General features: G+C 68.7%; 16 protein-coding genes. 7 read left to right on the forward strand and 9 right to left on the reverse strand.

Annotated features, from left to right (window positions below; all coding sequences use genetic code 11):
* Positions 1-602: 602 nt before the first annotated feature.
* Together ABZ552_RS19510 and ABZ552_RS19515 are read right to left on the reverse strand one after the other, a co-directional pair.
* Entirely contained in the window at positions 603-1,067 is a 465-nt protein-coding gene (locus tag ABZ552_RS19510) for a hypothetical protein (protein WP_357438784.1), read from the reverse strand.
* Between the two features lie 136 nt (positions 1,068-1,203).
* The gene (locus ABZ552_RS19515; protein WP_357438787.1) at positions 1,204-2,880 is read right to left on the reverse strand and encodes a fumarate hydratase; all 1,677 of its coding nucleotides are present in this window, start codon (positions 2,878-2,880) and stop codon (positions 1,204-1,206) included.
* Positions 2,881-3,074: 194 nt separating this feature from the next.
* Here ABZ552_RS19515 and ABZ552_RS19520 point away from each other — a divergent pair, with 194 nt between their 5' ends.
* Positions 3,075-3,545 carry a MarR family transcriptional regulator gene (locus ABZ552_RS19520; protein ID WP_357438789.1) on the forward strand — a complete coding sequence of 157 codons (471 nt, stop codon included), beginning with the start codon at positions 3,075-3,077 and terminating at the stop codon, positions 3,543-3,545.
* A 4-nt stretch (positions 3,546-3,549) separates the two neighbouring features.
* Here ABZ552_RS19520 and mftD read toward each other — a convergent pair whose 3' ends face one another.
* Positions 3,550-4,773 carry a pre-mycofactocin synthase MftD gene (gene mftD / locus ABZ552_RS19525; protein WP_357438792.1) on the reverse strand — a complete coding sequence of 408 codons (1,224 nt, stop codon included), beginning with the start codon at positions 4,771-4,773 and terminating at the stop codon, positions 3,550-3,552.
* Entirely contained in the window at positions 4,770-5,468 is a 699-nt protein-coding gene (gene mftE / locus ABZ552_RS19530; RefSeq protein WP_357438795.1) for a mycofactocin biosynthesis peptidyl-dipeptidase MftE, read from the reverse strand. The genes mftD and mftE overlap by 4 nt, the downstream gene beginning before the upstream one ends.
* A gap of 64 nt (positions 5,469-5,532) precedes the next feature.
* Here mftE and mftR point away from each other — a divergent pair, with 64 nt between their 5' ends.
* From mftR to ABZ552_RS19560, 6 genes are all read left to right on the forward strand, one after another.
* Complete coding sequence (mftR, locus tag ABZ552_RS19535; RefSeq protein ID WP_357438798.1) at positions 5,533-6,129, forward strand: mycofactocin system transcriptional regulator; 597 nt, start codon at positions 5,533-5,535, stop codon at positions 6,127-6,129.
* A 139-nt stretch (positions 6,130-6,268) separates the two neighbouring features.
* The gene (locus tag ABZ552_RS19540) at positions 6,269-7,174 is read left to right on the forward strand and encodes an STAS domain-containing protein (RefSeq protein ID WP_063018025.1); all 906 of its coding nucleotides are present in this window, start codon (positions 6,269-6,271) and stop codon (positions 7,172-7,174) included.
* A 13-nt stretch (positions 7,175-7,187) separates the two neighbouring features.
* The gene (locus ABZ552_RS19545) at positions 7,188-7,577 is read left to right on the forward strand and encodes an STAS domain-containing protein (RefSeq protein ID WP_039798459.1); all 390 of its coding nucleotides are present in this window, start codon (positions 7,188-7,190) and stop codon (positions 7,575-7,577) included.
* Positions 7,567-7,980, forward strand: a complete 414-nt coding sequence (locus ABZ552_RS19550) for an ATP-binding protein (protein WP_051020806.1) — start codon at positions 7,567-7,569, stop codon at positions 7,978-7,980. The genes ABZ552_RS19545 and ABZ552_RS19550 overlap by 11 nt, the downstream gene beginning before the upstream one ends.
* Positions 7,973-8,605 (forward strand): SpoIIE family protein phosphatase, encoded by a 633-nt coding sequence (locus ABZ552_RS19555; protein ID WP_281879326.1) that lies wholly within the window; start codon positions 7,973-7,975, stop codon positions 8,603-8,605. The genes ABZ552_RS19550 and ABZ552_RS19555 overlap by 8 nt, the downstream gene beginning before the upstream one ends.
* Positions 8,602-10,893 carry a SpoIIE family protein phosphatase gene (locus ABZ552_RS19560; RefSeq protein ID WP_357438802.1) on the forward strand — a complete coding sequence of 764 codons (2,292 nt, stop codon included), beginning with the start codon at positions 8,602-8,604 and terminating at the stop codon, positions 10,891-10,893. Before ABZ552_RS19555 ends, ABZ552_RS19560 begins: the two co-directional genes overlap by 4 nt.
* On the opposite strand, the gene ABZ552_RS19565 is transcribed toward ABZ552_RS19560, so the two are convergent.
* From ABZ552_RS19565 to ABZ552_RS19585, 5 genes are all read right to left on the reverse strand, one after another.
* Entirely contained in the window at positions 10,838-11,902 is a 1,065-nt protein-coding gene (locus tag ABZ552_RS19565) for a DUF4185 domain-containing protein (RefSeq protein WP_281879324.1), read from the reverse strand. The two genes, ABZ552_RS19560 and ABZ552_RS19565, sit on opposite strands and share 56 nt — an antisense overlap.
* 334 nt (positions 11,903-12,236) lie before the next feature.
* Positions 12,237-13,244 (reverse strand): DNA topoisomerase IB, encoded by a 1,008-nt coding sequence (locus ABZ552_RS19570; protein WP_357438806.1) that lies wholly within the window; start codon positions 13,242-13,244, stop codon positions 12,237-12,239.
* Positions 13,245-13,402: 158 nt separating this feature from the next.
* Positions 13,403-14,113: a hypothetical protein gene (locus ABZ552_RS19575; protein ID WP_281879320.1), complete on the reverse strand. Its 711-nt coding sequence runs from the start codon at positions 14,111-14,113 to the stop codon at positions 13,403-13,405.
* A 34-nt stretch (positions 14,114-14,147) separates the two neighbouring features.
* On the reverse strand, positions 14,148-14,525 hold the full coding sequence (locus ABZ552_RS19580) for a PepSY domain-containing protein (RefSeq protein ID WP_281879318.1): 378 nt from the start codon (positions 14,523-14,525) through the stop codon (positions 14,148-14,150).
* 516 nt (positions 14,526-15,041) lie between these two features.
* Positions 15,042-17,354 carry an arylsulfatase gene (locus ABZ552_RS19585; protein ID WP_357438811.1) on the reverse strand — a complete coding sequence of 771 codons (2,313 nt, stop codon included), beginning with the start codon at positions 17,352-17,354 and terminating at the stop codon, positions 15,042-15,044.
* Between the last annotated feature and the right edge of the window lie 21 nt (positions 17,355-17,375).

A 17,375-nucleotide genomic window follows, 5' to 3' on the forward strand; every position in this document is an offset into this window, starting at 1 on the left:
CCCGATCGGAGGCGCACGAAGAGGCACTCCACGGTGCGGCTCGGCCTTCCGCGCCCGGCAGCCGCATGCGGCTCACCTGCTCTCGGCGGCCACCCTCCGTTCCACAGGAGACACCGTCAACCATGTGGACAACATCCAGCGAATTCCACAGAAAACTCCACAGCTTGGGATAATGCGTATCTGATATGCCCGTTATGTGCCCAATAACAGTGAGATAGCTAATCTTTCGCCGCCGTGGAAAACCAGCTGTCCACAATCTATTCCAGTGTTGTGGATCACAAATAGACCTCCCCGACTACCACTACCGAAATGCCGGGATCCATGGGGCTTTTGAACGGTTTGCGATTCATCGCCGGTGCGCCGTTCGCCGAGTTCGCCCGATATAGAAGTGTTTCCGGGGAGCGATGCATCCCTTTCGGGCTGTATGTCCCTCGTACCCACCTCGAGCGCGGTGCAGCAGTCAACCGCCGACCGGCTGCCCCCCAGGCACGAACGGCACTGGGCCGCATAGCAGTGCGGGCAGCCATCGGCTCATGCCGTCAGCCGCCCGCAGATCTCGGTGGATGTTCAGAAGATCGGGCCCCTCGGACGAACCGCCCGAATCAGGCCCACGGTGGACCGTCCAGCACGCTGGACGGCAACGACGTCGCGGCCACCCGGACGCCACGGCGGTGAATCGACTCCGCCGCTTGCTTATTGCGCGCGATCCGCTCCAGGATCTCGCCGTCGTGCGCTCGCGCGTAGGCGAGCGCCAGCCGGATCTTGCTCGTATTCAGGTCCGACTTCGCGCTGAGGGCGGCGATCCGGCGTTCCACGGGTCCGTCCAGTTCCCGCAGGCGCGCAACGACTTCCCAGACCTCCGGTCCGGCAGACAGCGCCGCTCGGCGGTCGTGCAGCGGACCTCGGAACACGATCCCGGGGTGATCGAGCTGATCGACGCCTTCGCGAATGAGCCGATCGAGCAGTGCGGTGCTGCTGGCGCCCTCCCGGGCAGCGCGCTCGGCCAGCCGGAGGGCGGCCGACTCGGTGATATACAACGCCGTCGGTACTGGCCTGGACGTGCTCATAGCTCTCCTCGACCTGCATCGGTGCCGGATCAACGATGTACTTCGCTAAGCGTGCCCGCTGCGACGACGCCGAGAACCCGGTGATCGGCAGGACATCGGTGTGTCCGCGCCCTGCCGCCTGCGGGTCGAGGGTGCGTCAGACGCGCTCTTTGGATCGGGTGCGCACGCGCAGCGCGATCGGCTTCTGCGTTTCGGCGAAGAAGTCGTTGCCCTTGTCGTCGACGACGATGAACGCCGGGAAGTCCTCGACCTCGATCTTCCAGACGGCTTCCATGCCCAGTTCGGGGTACTCGAGCACCTCGACGGACTTGATGCAGTCCAGTGCCAGCCGGGCGGCCGGTCCACCGATCGAACCGAGGTAGAAGCCGCCGTGCTCCTTGCACGCCTTGGTGACCTGCGCGGACCGGTTGCCCTTGGCGAGCATCACGAACGAGCCGCCCGCGGCCTGGAACTGGTCGACGTAGGAATCCATCCGGCCCGCGGTGGTCGGGCCGAAGGAACCGGACGCGTAGCCCTCCGGCGTCTTGGCCGGGCCCGCGTAGTAGACGGCCATGTCGCGCAGGTAGTCCGGCATCGGCTCGCCCGCGTCCAGTCGCTCCTTGATCTTGGCGTGCGCGATGTCCCGTGCGACGACCAGCGGACCGCTCAGCGAAAGCCTGGTCTTCACCGGGTATTTGGACAATTCGGCGCGGATCTCGTCCATCGGCCGGTTGAGGTCGATGCGCACGACGTCGCCGCCCAGGATGGCGTCGGTCTGCTCGGGCAGGTACTGCGCGGGCTCGCGCTCGAGCTGTTCCAGGAACACGCCCTCGGCGGTGATCTTGGCCAGTGCCTGCCGGTCCGCCGAGCAGGACACCGCGATGGCGACCGGGCAGCTCGCGCCGTGCCGGGGCAGGCGCACCACCCGCACGTCGTGGCAGAAGTACTTGCCGCCGAACTGCGCACCGATGCCGAAGGACTGGGTCAGCTCGAAGACCTCCTCCTCCAGCTCCAGATCCCGGAAGGCGTGCGCGGACAGCGATCCCTCGGTGGGCAGATTGTCCAGGTAGTGCGCGGACGCGTATTTCGCCGTCTTCAGGGCGAACTCGGCGCTGGTGCCGCCGATGACGACCGCGAGGTGGTAGGGCGGGCAGGCCGCGGTACCGAGCGAGCGGATCTTCTCGTCCAGGAACTCCAGCATGCGCGTCGGGTTCAGGATGGCCTTGGTCTCCTGGTACAGGAACGACTTGTTCGCCGAGCCGCCGCCCTTGGCCATGAACAGGAACTTGTAGGCGGGGTTCGCCGGGTCGCCCGCGGTGGAGTACAGCTCGACCTGCGCGGGCAGGTTGGAGCCGGTGTTCTTCTCCTCCCACATGGTGATCGGCGCCAGCTGCGAGTACCTCAGGTTCAGCTTGGTGTAGGCGTCGAACACCCCGCGGCTGATCCATTCCGCGTCGTCGACGCCGGTGAGCACGCCCTCGGACTTCTTCCCCATCACGATCGCCGTACCGGTGTCCTGGCACATCGGCAGAACGCCGCCGGCGGAGATGTTGACGTTCTTGAGCAGATCGAGCGCGACGAAGCGATCGTTGCCGCTGGACTCCGGGTCGTCGATGATTTTGCGCAACTGACCCAGATGTGCCGGGCGCAGGAAGTGACTGATGTCGTGCATCGCCGTTTCGGTGAGCAGCCGCAGCGCTTCCGGCTCTACCTGCAGGAAAGTGCGCCCGTTGTGCTCGAACGTGTTGACGCCCTCGGTCGTGAGCAGCCGATAGGGGGTGTCGTCCGCGCCGATCGGCAGCAGGTCTGAATAGCGGAAGTCCGGCGCGGTCACCAGTCGCACTCCTTTGGGTGGGCCCGAGCGCCGCGAACGGCCGGGCTGGTCACGAGCACAGCGAGCCTAGCCACCACCGCCGGGCCGCCCCGGGTTAGGCAACCCTATCTCGGACAGTTGCCCGGAAAAGGTTGCACGTTCAACCCCGGTGATGCTACCTCTCATTGGGACACGTCAGAGTTTGGAGCGCTATCGTGACCGATCCCCATTGGCTCGATGACGTGGAGATGCGCGCCTGGCTGGGTTTCGTGCGCACCCGCGACCTCATCGCCGCGGCGGTCGGGCGGGATTCCACCAGGGAGTCCAACCTCACCTACGTCGAATACTCGGTGCTGGCCTATCTGGCCGAGGCGCCCGACCACCGGCTCACCTTCGCCGACCTCGCGGCCAAGCTGGAGTGGTCCCAGAGCAGGTTGTCCCACCAGATCACCCGGATGGAGAAACGGGAGCTGGTCGTCCGCGAGCCGATCCCCGACGACGCCCGCCGCACGGCCGCCAAGCTCACCCCGCGCGGCGCCGAGGTGCTGACCGGCGCCGCGCCCGCGCACGTGGAGAGCGTGCGCAGGCACATGATCGACATCCTCGATCGTCAGCAGCTGGCCGCCCTGGCCGATATCTACGACACCTTGCTCGCGCACCACCGGCGGGCGGCGGCCGAAAGCTGACCGCTCAGGGGTGCGAAGCCGCGTGATCGGCCGGAACGCTTGCCGCGGTGGCTGTTTCGGGCAATCCGAGCGCTCGCTCGAACCCGGCGGGCACCACCACGTCCGAGCGGTCCAGATCGGTGACGCGCGTCTTGCGCAGACCCAGCAGCGCCGAGTCGATGCCGCCACGCAGGATGTCCAGCACGTTCTCCACACCGGCCTGCCCGTTCGCGGCCAGCCCCCAGAGGTAGGCACGCCCGATCAGCACCGCCCGAGCGCCCAGCGCCATGGCCTTCACCACATCGCTGCCCCGCCGGATGCCGCCGTCGAGCAGCACCTCGACCTGCGAGCCCACCGCGTCCGCCAGCACCGGCAGTGCCCGGATCGCGGCGGGGGTGCCGTCGAGATTGTTGCCGCCGTGGTTGGACACCGAGATCCCCGCCACACCCGCGTCGACCGCGCGCAGCGCGTCGTCCACCCGCATGACGCCCTTGAGCAGCACGGGGCCTCCCCACTGCTCGCAGATCCACCGCACATCCGCCCAGTCCGGCGGGGGCGTGCCCATCCATTCGCCGTAGGCGCCGAAGAAGCCCGGCGCGGGCGCGTCGCCGATGGCCATGTTCGGCGCGGTCAGGTCCGGGATGCTGCCCGATCGCGCGTAGGTCGCCAGCCAGCGCGGACGCGCCAGGGTCTGCGGCGCGAACTTCAGCATGGTGCGCAGATCCAGCTTCTCCGGGATGACCGGGCTGCCCCAGTCCCGCCCGTGCGAGAACGACCAGTCCAGTGTCAGGATCAACCCGACCGCGCCCGCCTCCTCGGCCCGGCGCATCCGCTCCAGGATCTCGTCCTTGCCGCCGCACCAGTACAGCTGGAAGAACGTCGCCGGATTGGCGGCGATCACCTCTTCGATCGGCTTGCTGGCGAACGAACTCAGGCCCATCGCGATGCCGCGCGCCGCGGCCGCCCGGGCGACGGCCACCTCGCCGTCGGGGTGCACCGCTTGCACACCGGTCGGCGAGATCAGCACCGGCATCGAAACCTGCTGTCCCAGTACGGTCGTGGACTGGTCGCGCTCGCCGATCGGCCCGGCCACGTGCGGCGCGAAACCGAGTTCGGTGAACGCCTGCTGATTGTCCTCGATGGTCTGGCCGCGCTCGGAGCCGGCGATCAACGCGCCGTACACCGATTTCGGCAGCCGCTTCTTCGCCCGCCGCTGCGCTTCGGCGACGGTCTCGAACCACGGGTTCATGTTCCGGTCCTTTCCGGGGAGTTCTCCGGCCACCAGAGCCGGGTTCGGTCGAGGAGGTCGGTGCTCAGGTGCTCGAGCAGGGCCGCGCCCTCGGCGGCGGTCGCGCCCGCCGGGTCGCCGAGCACGCCGTTGGCGCTCACCGCGCGCACTCCGCCGCGGCGCAGCAGCGGCAGCAGTTCGGCCAGCGGGCGGGTGTCCCCCGCCGCGCGGTCGTCGCGCACGCGCGCGGGCGCCAGCGCCAGTTGCAGCGCCGTCTCCGACCGGCCCGCGTGCGGATCGCCGTCGAAGCGCGGCAAGAACAGCCGCACGTCGCGTGACTCGGCGCGCAGCAGTTCCGTCGCCCGGCGCAGTGCTTCGATGTTGCCGCCGTGCCAGTTGACCAGCAGGACGCGGTCGAAGGTGTCGGTCGCCGAGCGGCACAGCTCGACCACCAGCAGTTCCAGCGCCGCCTGGCCGATCGACAGCGTGCCGGGGAAGCCGGCGTGCTCGCCGCTGGCGCCGTACGGGATCGCGGGCCCGACGAGCACGTCCGGTCGCGCCGCGGCCAGCCGGGCGCACAGCGCGGCGGCGACATCGGTGTCGGTGGACAGCGGCAGATGCGGGCCGTGCTGCTCGGTCGCCCCGACCGCCACGGCGAGGATCGCACCCGCGGTGGCGCGCGCGCCCGCCTCGGGCCAGGTGAGATCCGCCAACATGCGGCGAGATTATCGTCAGTCACTGACATAATCAATAGCCGCGGCGAACGAGCACAATCAGACGATGCTGGAGAACCGGCCCACGCGCGGCCGCCCACGGGGCACCACCAAGCGCGAACTCGAAGTGATCGCCATGCGGCTGTTCAGTGAACAGGGCTTCGACGAGACCACCGTCGATGAGATCGCCGCCGCCGCGGGCATCAGCGGACGCACCTTCTTCCGATACTTCCCCACCAAGGCGGAGGTCCTGTGGTGGCAGTTCGACGACGAGGTCGCCGCCCTGCGCGCCGCGTTCGCGACGGCGCCGGACGACGTGCCGATGATGACGGCTGTGCGCCGAGTCGTGGTGAACGCCAACCGATATCGCGCCGAGGACGTTCCGGAACTGCGCACCCGGATGCAGCTGATCGCCACCGTCCCCGCGCTGGCCGCCACCGCGGGCGCGCACTACGACGCCTGGGAGCGCGCCGTGAGCGCGTTCGCGGCGAGCAGGCTCGGCGAACCGGAGGACGGGCTCATCCCGCTCGCCGTCGGGCGGACCACGCTGGCCGCGGCGCGCGCCGCGTTCGACGCCTGGCTGGCCCGCGCCGACGCGGATCTCACCGTGTATTTGGACGAGGCGCTCGCAGCGCTGGAACGCGGGTTCGCTACGGTGCCGTAAGGTCCGTCACACCCGAACATCCGGCGAACAAGCGGTAGGTTTCGCCGGTGACGCGGGTGGGGTATGACTAGGCTCGGAATCGGCTAGCGCCGAACGCACGAAGATCCCGACTAACCCGTCGAAAGGGGCAGGAGTTTCCATGTCCGAGGTGTCCATGAGCCTTTCGGCGGATTCCCTGACCGCGGGACCGGTCGACAACCTGCTCCCGCAGCTGGTCGAGCACCTGCGCCAGAACCGCACCGCGCTGCGTGAGGAATGGGCCCGGCGCATCACCGACGCGCAACTGCTGACCGCGATGACGCCCGAAGAGATCTTCTCCGAGGCCACCTCGGTCTACGACAACTACGTCGAGGTGCTCGAGACCGGTAGCGTCGAGGCGCTGCAGGCCTACGCGCGCGACCTGTCCGAGCGCATCATTCCGCGCGGCGTCGAGACCGACGAGGTGCTCGGCATCGTGCTGCTGCTGCGCGACGTGCTGGCCCGGTCGCTGTTCGAGAAGTACCAGGCGGACTTCGAACTGCTCAACGCGGTGCTCGACGCCTACGAACCGGCCGCCAACCGCATCGCCAACACCGTGGGCGTGTCCTTCGTCCAAGAGCGCGAGCGCGTCATCCGCCAGCAGCAGGAAGCCATCCGCGAGCTGTCCACCCCGGTGCTCCAGGTGCGTGAGCAGCTGCTGATCCTTCCCATCATCGGCGTGCTGGACAGCCAGCGTGCCCGCCAGCTCACCGAACAGCTGCTGCGCGCCATCCGGGCCAACCGCGCGAAGGTGGTCGTCATCGACATCACCGGTGTGCCGCAGATCGACTCCACCGTGGCCAACCACTTGGTGCAGACCGTCGACGCGTCCGGGCTGATGGGCGCGAACGTGATCATCACCGGCTTGTCCTCGGAGATCGCGCTCACCCTGGTCACCATCGGTCTGGATCTGTCGAAGATGAATGCGGTCGGCGACCTGCAAGGCGGTATCGAGGAGGCGGAACGGCTGCTGGGCTACGAGGTTTCTCGCGTCACCGAACGGGTGACCGAACGCGACGGCCGCTGATCAGGCGCGTCACATGCCGGTTCCGATTCTCAAACAGGGGACTTATCTCATCGCGTCGGTGCAGTCCGCGCTGACCGATGCCGATACCGAGCGCCTGCAGGACGACCTGATGAAGCAGGTCAGCAAGTATCGGGCGCACGGCATCATCGTCGATGTCACCGCCATCGACGTGATGGATTCGTTCGCCGCGAGATCGTTGCGTACCATCGCGCACATGACGCAGCTGCGCGGCGCCGAAACGGTGATCGTCGGTCTGCAACCGGAAGTCGCGTTCGCCATGGTGCAACTCGGGCTCACCTTCGAGGACATGCACACCGCCCTCGATCTGGAAGAGGGGCTCGCCTGGTTGGACCGCAAGATCCCAGCCCGTCGCCAGCGAGACGGTCGTGACAGTGGCCGCTGAGAACGTGGTGATCGCGGTCAGGGTGTCCGGGGACATCGTGACCGCACGTCAAGCCGGACGCGAACTGGCAGCAAAGCTCGGATTCACCCTGACCGACCGCACGATGATCTCCACGGCGATCTCCGAGATCGCCCGCAACATCACCAGTTACGCGGGCAGCGGCGAGATCCGCCTGCTCGTCGACGACCGCGAGGGTCGGCAAGCCCTGGTGGTGCAGGCCGAGGATCAGGGGCCCGGCATCATCGACATCGCCCGGGCGCTGGAGGACGGCTATTCCACCGGACGCGGGCTCGGGCTCGGCCTACCCGGCGCCCGGCGGTTGATGGACCGGCTGACCGTGGATTCGGCGCCGGGTCGCGGCACGCTGGTGGAGATGTGGAAGTGGGTACCGAACGGTGCATGACGACGGGTTCATCGGCCGGATCGAGTGGGCGGTGGCCGGTCGCGCACTGCCCGGTCAACAGGTCTCCGGTGACCGCGGCGTCGTCCTCGACACGGGCGGGGGCACCGTCCTGTTCGCGGTCCTGGACGGGCTCGGTCACGGCGCCGCCGCGGCGGACGCGGCCGATCGCGCCGCGCGGGTGCTGTCGGAGAACCGCGCCGAACCGCTGGACGTGCTGATGGTGCTGTGCCACCGCGCGATGGCCGACACCCGGGGGGCGGCGATCTCGCTCGCCCTGTTCGACGAGGGTGACACGGTGCGCTGGCTCGGCGTCGGCAATGTCGAATCCCAAGTGCTGACCGCGGGTCCCGCGGGCTTGCGGGTACACGCGACCGTCCTGTTGACCGCGGGCATCGTCGGCTATCGGCTTCCGCCGACGCTGCAGCCGCAGTCGGTCGCGGTCCGTCCCGGCGACCTGCTGCTGATGTCCACCGACGGCATCGTCACCGAATCCACCGGCGACATCGATCTTTCCAAGTCCACCGCCGACATCACCGCCGAGATGCTCGCCCGGCACGCCAAGGACACCGACGACGCGCTGGTGCTCGCGGCGCGGCATCGCGGTGTGCGAGGGGCGGCCAGATGAGCGCCCTGCTGGCCGACTTCCTGGACGACTACGCCGACGCCCTACGGCGGCACCTGGATTCGCCCACCCAGGCCGGCCTCGCCGAGGGGTACGAGCTGGGCAGACGCGCCCTGGTCGAAGGCATCAGCCTGCTCGATCTCACCGAGAACCACTTCCGGGTGGTCCAGCACGCGGAGGAACAGCGCCAGAAGGCAGGTTCCGCCGAGGGCGGCGAATCCGGGGCCCGCCTGCCGGAGACCGCGCTGGAATTCCTGTTGCAGACCCTCGTCCCGCTGGACATCGCCACCCGCGGCTACCTCGACGGCACCCGCCGCTACGAGCAGCAACGTACTCGCGCCGACGATCTCGCCGGACGCGACGCCTTCCGCACGGCGCTGGTGGAATCGCTGCAAGACGGCTTCTTCGTCGCCGACGCGCAGGGCACCATCATCGAGGTCAACACCGCCTTCGGCGCCTTGACCGGCTACGGCGCCGCGGGTGTCCCCTATCCCCTACCGCATCCGTGGTCGAGCCCGGAGGGTCCGCGCTACCCCGACCTCGGCACCGAGGCACAGCGCTTCGTCATCCCGATCCGCCACCGCGATGGCCGGAATGTGTGGCTCGCGGTGAGCACCAGCGCGCTGATCAAGCCGGAGGACAACGAGCGGATCTTCGTCGGCACTCTCCGCGACATCACCGCCGAACACGACGCGCAGGCACGCGACCAGGCCGCTTCCCGGCTCGCCACCGCCGTCGGCGCGGCCACCAGCGTGGTCGAAGTGCTCGCCGTCGGGCTCGACGAGCTGCGCCGCACGGTGGGTGCGGAGACCGCGGTGGTGGCGGTGTGGCCGAGCCGCAACGCCATGCCGGAGGTGTACGTCTCCGGTGTGGGCGCCGACGGCGCGTCCCACGACGGCGCCGCCTCCCTCGACGACCGGTCGCGCGCACTGCTGGAACGGGCCAGGCGCAGACCGCCGCGCAGCCTGCTCGCGATTCCCGAAGCGGCCGAGAGCTCCGAGGGCATCGTCGCTCCGCTCGGCGAGACCGGCGACGCGGCGATGTGGTTGCGCTTCGCCGCGCCGCGGGCGATCAGCGCCGCGGACTGGACGCTGTTCTCCCTGCTGATCGGCCATCTCAGTCTCGCCGTTCAGCGCGCACGCAACTTCGACCAGGCCCGCGCCACCTCCCTGACCCTCCAGCGCGCCATGCTCGGCCCGATCGATCTGCCGCCGCGTTTCTCGGTGCACTACGAACCCGCGCTGCCGCCGCTGGAGATCGGCGGCGACTGGTACGACGTGGTGCCGCTGCGCGACGGCACCATCGGCGTGGTGGTCGGCGACTGCGTCGGCCGTGGTCTGTCCGCCGCGGTGGTGATGGGCCAGTTGCGAACCGCCGCCCGTGCGCTGCTGCTGCGCGGCGCGGGACCGGCGCAGCTGCTCGCCGAGCTCGACACCGTCGCCGCGCGCATCCCCGGCGCCATGTGCACCACGGTCTGCGCCGCCGTTCTGGACCCGGTGCGCGGACTGGTCCGCTACAGCAACGCCGGTCACATGCCACCGATCCTCGCCGACGTCGGCAAGACCGGCCGGATGCTGGAAGGCGGACGCGCGGTGCCGCTGGCGACCTTCGATACGCCGCGCCGGCCGGAGGCCACCACGGCGCTGACGCCCGGTTCCACCCTGGTGCTGTTCACCGACGGCTTGGTCGAACAGCGCGGCGTCGACATCGACGAGGGGTTCGCCAAGATCGCCGCGGTCCTCGCCGACACTTCGGGGCGGCTGCCGCGCGAGGTGGCCGACGCGGTGCTCTCGCGTCTGCGCCCGGACGCGGGCTACGACGACGACGTGGCCATGGTGGTCTACCGCCAGCCGCCCGCGCCGCTGCGGCTGGACGTGCCCGCGCGCGCGGACGAGCTCGCGGCGCTGCGGCGCACGCTGAAGGGGTGGCTGGCCGCCGCGGCGGTGCCGCACGATCTGGCCGCCGATCTGGTCGCCGCGGCCAACGAAGCGTGCAGCAACAGCATCGAGCACGCCTACCGCAACGACGACAACGGCCGGGTGTCGATGTCGGCCACCTGCGACATCGACACCGTCGTCATCGTGGTCACCGACACCGGCGACTGGAAGCCCCGGGCGTCCGATCCCGGCTATCGCGGCCGTGGCATCGACATGATGCGCGCGCTGACCGAGCAACTCGACATCGACCACTCCGAAGCGGGCACGACCGTGCGGATGTCGGTGACGCTGCCCGCGATCACGTTCCCGGTGGCCAATCCGTTGCGTGGAACGAACCGCCGCGTGGCCGGCTGACGACCCGTGCCGCAGTGATCGGAGCGACGGGCCGGACCCCGTAGATCCGGAATTGCATGCCGCGATACGGCATACCGGATTCCGCCCATTCGCTGACGATCATGCAGAATGCGCCGTCGAATCTGCTGTCCGGGTGGACGTAGCAGCCATAGAGACGCGGCACGATATCCGGCCCGCCCGGCGCCCAGAAAGATCCTTTCACGGGACGGTAGGTCGGGGCGGTGCGCCAGTTGTCGGTGATTCTCGCGGCGACCTTGACGAAAGCACCGTATGCCCCGGCGTCGAAACCGGACATCACCCAATTTCCCTGCACCCGCCGCAATCCGATCTCGCCGAGCTTGGTGCCGTCGGCCAGGATGCCGAAACGCGGATCGCTGCCGGGATCGCGGCCCCATCCCCAGTCCCAGCCGTTCCACCCCCATCCCTGCCAGGCCGCCGGATCGGTGAGTGCGGTATGACTCTCCCGCACCCGCCACAGCAGCATGTTCTTGTTGCGGGCGAGTCCGCCGGTGGAGATGACGTAGACGAAGCCGTCGCCGCCGCGTTCCCAGGAGATCATGGTGCGTTTTCCACCGTAGGCGCTGGTCGACCACCGGACCGCGGTATCGGTCCAGCTCTCTCCGTTGTCGTCGGAATAACGGATCTCGCACCAGCGCTCGTTCGCCAGTCCCTGGGTGACCATCACCCACAGATAGATTCGGCCGCCGATGGTGAGCGCGTCACAAGGCAGGATCGTGGAGTACTCCGGATTGTCGTGCACGTAGTCCCAGAGTTGCCGAGCGCCCCGTGCGGCCGAGCCGAATTCGATGGGCGTGGACATGTCGTGGGTACCGCTGCGCAGCAGCATCGGGGAACGCCAATTCGGGCCACCCACTCTCGGTTCGGTCCCGGAGAATGTGTCGCCGAGAAGGTATCCGATTTCTCCACTCGGCATTCGGAAGGGAATGAAGAGATCCGAGCCGCCGATGTCGGCCATGGGGAGCGGGTTCAGATTCTTGATCTTGGGCATCGCCGGATCCTGTCGATTCTCGGAGCGTCGCTACCAGATCGGCTCCTAGGGATCACCGCGCAGTGCGGAGACGTTGCTCGTTCAGTATCAGGCGTCGATGGCTGTGCCGTTGCTGGTTCGGGTGAACGAATGCAGGCGAAAATGGGGAAACCGACTGCACAGCTTGTGTTTCGGCAGATGAGCACGGCTGAATGCCAGGACACGGCCGGTGCCCGAACTCCGCCGCGGGGTGCGGCATCGGATGTGCACGATGTTCGCCGCCAATGTCCCTCGCGCCGGTGCGGTCACATAGCCGACGGCACCTTCCGGTGCGCATCGGGACCAACCGGTGTCGTCACATCCGGCGGAGCATACGAATTACGGCGCTGTCGATGATCGCCCGCTCCGCATCGGCCGACTCGGCCCGCTTCGCGCGCCGCAGTGCCGCGGCGACGGTCGTGCCTTTCTCGAATGCCGTCACGACCCGTGGGTCGACATACGACGCCTGGGCGACCGAAGGGGTGTTGCCGAGGGCGGCGGCGACCTCGTCCATGACCTCCCGCACCGCGGTCCTGCGCGCCCGGCGACCGGCCGGACGTTCGATCGAACCGAACGCGGCCGCCGCGAGGACGGTGGCCTGCCAGGTGCGCAAGTCTTTGACGCTGCACTCGCAGGCGGCGAGTTCGCGGAAGCGCGAGTTGATGTCGTCGGCGCGCAGTTCGCCGTAACGGCTGCCGTCCCGGTACACCAAGAGCCGATCGGAATCCGCTTTGCTGCGCAGCAGCGATCGAACCGCTTTGGCCAGCAGCGCATCTCGGACGCTCACGCGGCGCCGGATGCCGCCCTTGGCGAGATAGTCGAAAAGCATTCGATCCCCGGACACCTCGACCTGCTCACGCAGCAGCGTCGCGACTCCCCGGGTGCCGTGCTCCTCGGCGTACTCCTCGCCTCCGACCCGGAACACTCCGCGATCGACCAGGTCGACGGCCACCGCCTCCACCCGCGGCCGGGTCAGGCCGCGCAACGCGAGGTCTTCCCGCACCTGGGCGCGGATCTCCGGCAAGCGCCCGGCCAGGGCCAAAACCCGGTCGAACTTCTCCTCGTCGCGCTCTTTGCGCCACTGCTCGTGGTACAGGTACTGGCGCCGCCCCGCGGCATCGACGCCGACGGCCTGGATGTGACCGTTGTCGTGCGGGCAGATCCACACCTTGCGCCAGGCCGGTGGGATCGCCAGCCCGCGGATGCGCTCCAACGTCTCGTCGTCGTGCACGGGTGCGCCGTCCGCGGTGCGGTAGCTGAATCCGCGCCCGCGCCGGACGCGCTCGACTCCGCCGTCGTACGGTCGGCTACGGCGCAGTCGCATTCAGTCACCGCCGGTGACCGCGACTCGGTCGCCACGCGGTCGCTCGTGTTCTGTACTCACATCACTTAGCTGCCCCGTGCCGCACCGGCGAAACAACCCGCGCCGCCAGGACCCGGCAGTTCACCTGGCGGCACGCTGGGCGAGAGCCCACCGGGAAGCTATTTGGCCGGGGGGACGAAGGGCTGATTGATCGTGGTGAAGTACTGCACCAGCGCGGCGACGGCCACGGGTGCGGTAACGAAGAGCTGACCGGCGAGCGTGCCCAGTGCGCCCACGGCCAGGATGCCGCCCAGGCAGCCGACGGCGGCGGCCGGGATGAACGGACCGAACATGCCGACGATCGTGGCGGCGGCGACCGTGGCGCCTGCGATGCCGCCCAGCACGCAACCGACCAGGCCGCCACCGAGGCCGCCGACGACGGTGCCGATCGCGGCGCCGCTGGCGATGGTGTCCTTGAGCCGGGTGAAGGCCGCGACTTCACGCTCATACGGCGTTCGCCAATGCGCCGAGTCTTCGAACGGCAGAGCGACCGGGCGGTACTGGGCGTGGGCGATGTCGAAGCGCGGTGTGAGCGTAGCCGTCCGGCCGCTGATATCGGCCGCGATGGGGAAGACGAAGTCGTCGACCCGGAATTCGAGGGGCGTGCCCGCGAGTACGGTGCCGTCGGTCGCCTCGATCGCGAATATCCCGTTCTCGGCCCGCATCGAGCCCGAGTCGATCCGGACGACGACGTTCTCGGCGGAGGTGGTGGCGGTGTAATTGACGACTTCCGCACCGGCATCCTGCGGTGCGGCGCCTGCATTGCCGGCCGTGATGCCGGTCAGCGCGACAGCGAGCGTCGATATCGTGGCGATCTTGCGCAGATTCATGTCTCCGGAAACCTTGACCTTCGTTGTGTCGCTGTCAGTCCTGGCGCACGGTGCCCAGCACGGCCCCGCTGGTCGCGTCGATCGTCACCTCGTGCTCCACGCCGTCGGGTGTCCGGAGTTCGACCTCCCACACCGTCGTCCTTCCCTCGTCGTCGAGTTCGGCGGAGACCACGGTGCTCCCCGGCACAGCTTCGCGCGCTTTGTCGCCTGCTTGCTCCCTGCCGATCGCGGGCGCCGCGGTGAGGGTCCACTCGTGGTCCGGCACAGCGGCGGCGACGGCCTGCCGGGCGGGCGATTGCGGACTCGCGGCGGCGTACAGCGCCACGGGGCCACCGACGAGAAGAGCGGCGGCAGCGGCGGCAGCGAGCAGTCCGCGCCGGCCGGACAGGGTACGGCGAAGAGTGGCTTTCATTGCGAAACCTCCTGTGGGAATTGTGCTCTCGAAGTTGCAGATCACCTTCGCAGCAGGGGGCTTAAGGCAGCCTGAAGGCGCCTGAAATCCGCTTCAGGAATAGCGAATTGCGATTTCTCCCGCCATCGAAGGGCCTTCGGAGTTAAGGTCGGTCACGGGTCGGGGTTTCCGGGGGTTTTCACATCGTCTCCGTCGGTCAGTCCCGACGCTGCCCGCGCCGGCCGTGCCCGCTGCTCGGCTGTCGCCGAGGCGCGAGGGTGGGTGCGCTCGATCCCCTCCGACTGCACCCACCTTCCCGGATGACGCCCGGCGATGTCGTCGGTTGCGGCCGGAGCCCAGGTGGTGTCGAGCCCGCTGACGCTCGCGGCGCTCCTCGACCCTGCCCGGGCGCGAAGCCGCCGGCCGACGCGATCGCGGCCTACGAGCGGGTCATGCTCCCCGGATTCGACGCCATCGACCATTCGCTGCGCGCGGCCGGACAGATGTTCGGCGACGCATGCTGATCGGTATTCGGAATCATTCGGCGATGAATTCCGCCTCGCGCTCCACCGCCTCGATGGCCGGTCGCGGCACCCGAACCGGGCCCGGCGTGTACGTGATCGCGCGCAGCGCGCCGGTGTAGCGGAATGTGCCGCGGCGTTCCCGCAGATTCCAGGCCACCGGGCCGCGGGCGTCGACGCCGACGGAGATCCCGGTCCACGGCGACATGCCGACCAGCTGTACCTGATCGAGCAGCCGCGCGACGGGGGCGCCGTCGATCTCGAGAGTGAAATCCCACCGCAGCCGGGGTCGCACGGTGGCGCGCACAGTGATCTCCCGCAGGCGGGCCGGGAGGGGTGGTGTCGTGACGCTGTCGTAGCGGCCGTAGCTGTTGAGGCCGAAGGTCGCCCGGCCGTCCTCGACGTAGAGGACATAGCCACCCAGCGGATCACCGTGTGCGACCAGAACGCCTTCGTCACCGGCGGCGTAGCCGGCGAGTTCCGCCTCGATGGCGAAGTCCCGATAGGCGATCAGTCGCTGGGAGCGATACCGTTCCAAGGTCGGCGTGCCGGGCAGCAGCCGGACGGGAGCCGAGAATCGTTCTTCTTCGGGCCGCCGCCGCGCCAGATCCTGACGGGTCATCAGCGGGAACACCGTATTCGCCCAGGCGGATTCGTCCCAGGCGGCGGCCAGTTCCGCGACCTTCTCCGGGAACCGTTCGGCGAGGTCGTGCAACTCCGTCGGATCGGTGCGGACGTCGAACAACTGCCACTTCGGCTCGTCGATGTCGGTCCCCGGCTCGTAGAGCGACAGCAGCTTCCATCCGTCGCGATAGAAGCCTCGGTTGCCGACCATCTCCGAGTGCTGCTCGGTGTGCGCGGACACCGCCCGCGGATCACGCAGCGTCCGCACCGCCGAGACGCCGTCGAAATCCTTGGCGGGCAGACCGTTGCGCACACTCGGCCGCGGCAATCCGGCCAGCTCCAGCAATGTCGGCGCGAGATCGGTGACATAGGTGTACTCGTGCCGGATACCGTCGTCGCCCGCGTCGCGCGGCAGCCCTTTCGGCCAGGAGATCACGAACGGCACGCGCACACCGCCTGCGAAGGTTTGCCCTTTGTAGAAACGGAACGGCGTGTTCGACGCCTGGCCCCACCCGCGCGGATAGTGCACGCCCAGCTTCGCGGTGCCGATCAACTCCTCGTCGTGCGGGACGTCGCCGATCCACTCGGGATCCGTGATGTGGGCGAACTCCGCGAAATAGGTGCGGGTGCCCTCCGGCCCGCCCTCGGCGGTGCCGCCGTTGTCCGAGGTGAACACCACGATGGTGTTGTCGAGTTCGCCGAGTTGCTCGAGCGTGTCGACGATGCGTCCCAGGCTCTGGTCGATACTGTCCACCATGCCCGCGTACACCTCCATATACCGGGCGAAGCGGCGCTGCTGCGCGGGGGTCAGCGAATCCCACTCCGCGGCCTCGTAACCCGGTTCGGTGTTGCGTGGTTTCTGCTGCGTACCGGCGGGGAAAAGGCCCTGGCCGAGTTGCGCGGCGAATCGGCTGCGGCGCAGTTCGTCCCATCCCTTCGCGTAGCGGCCGCGGTACTTGGCCAGGTCCGCGGGTTTCGCCTGCAGGGGGCCGTGCATGGCCACGTGGGCGAAGTACAGGAAGAACGGTTTGGCGGCGTCGTGCGCGCGGAGATCCTTGATATAGGCGATGGCCTTGTCGGTCAGGTCGTCGGTCAGGTAATACCCCGGCGGATACTCCTCGATGTCGACGACCGAGGAGTCCGAGATCAGCTGATTCGGGTAGTAGAAGGAGTTCAGCCCCTCGAGCGAGCCGTAGTAGCGGTCGAACCCACGCTGGGTGGGCCAGGAGTCCCGGTGGGCGGCGGGGTTCATCGTGGCGTCGCGCACCAGGTGCCACTTGCCGACCGCGTAGGTGGCGTAACCGTTGCCGCGCAGGATCTCCGGCAGGGTCAGCACGTCGTCCGCGAGTTCCAGGCGCAGACCGGGATAGCCGGGGTCGGCGTTGGCGACGAAGCCGAACCCGGCGCGGTGGGCGTTGATCCCGGTGAGCAGCGACGCGCGCGACGGCGAGCACAGCGGGGTGGTGTGGTAGTTGGTCAGCCGAAGACCGTCGGCGGCCAGCCGGTCCAGTGTCGGCGTCTCGATCTCCGAGCCGAACGGGCCGATGTCGCTGTATCCCATGTCGTCGATCAGCACCACGACAATGTTCGGAGCGCCCTCGGGGGCGGTGGGCGGGAAGCGCCAATCCGGCGTCGAATCGGCCGTGGTGCGACCGACGGAGCCGCCGAAGTCCTCGTAGCCGCGAGCATGGGGTGGAACAGGCATCTGTGCAGTCAAACCAGCTGC

Source organism: Nocardia sp. NPDC019219, assembly GCF_040632645.1.
GTDB lineage: Bacteria > Actinomycetota > Actinomycetes > Mycobacteriales > Mycobacteriaceae > Nocardia > Nocardia sputorum.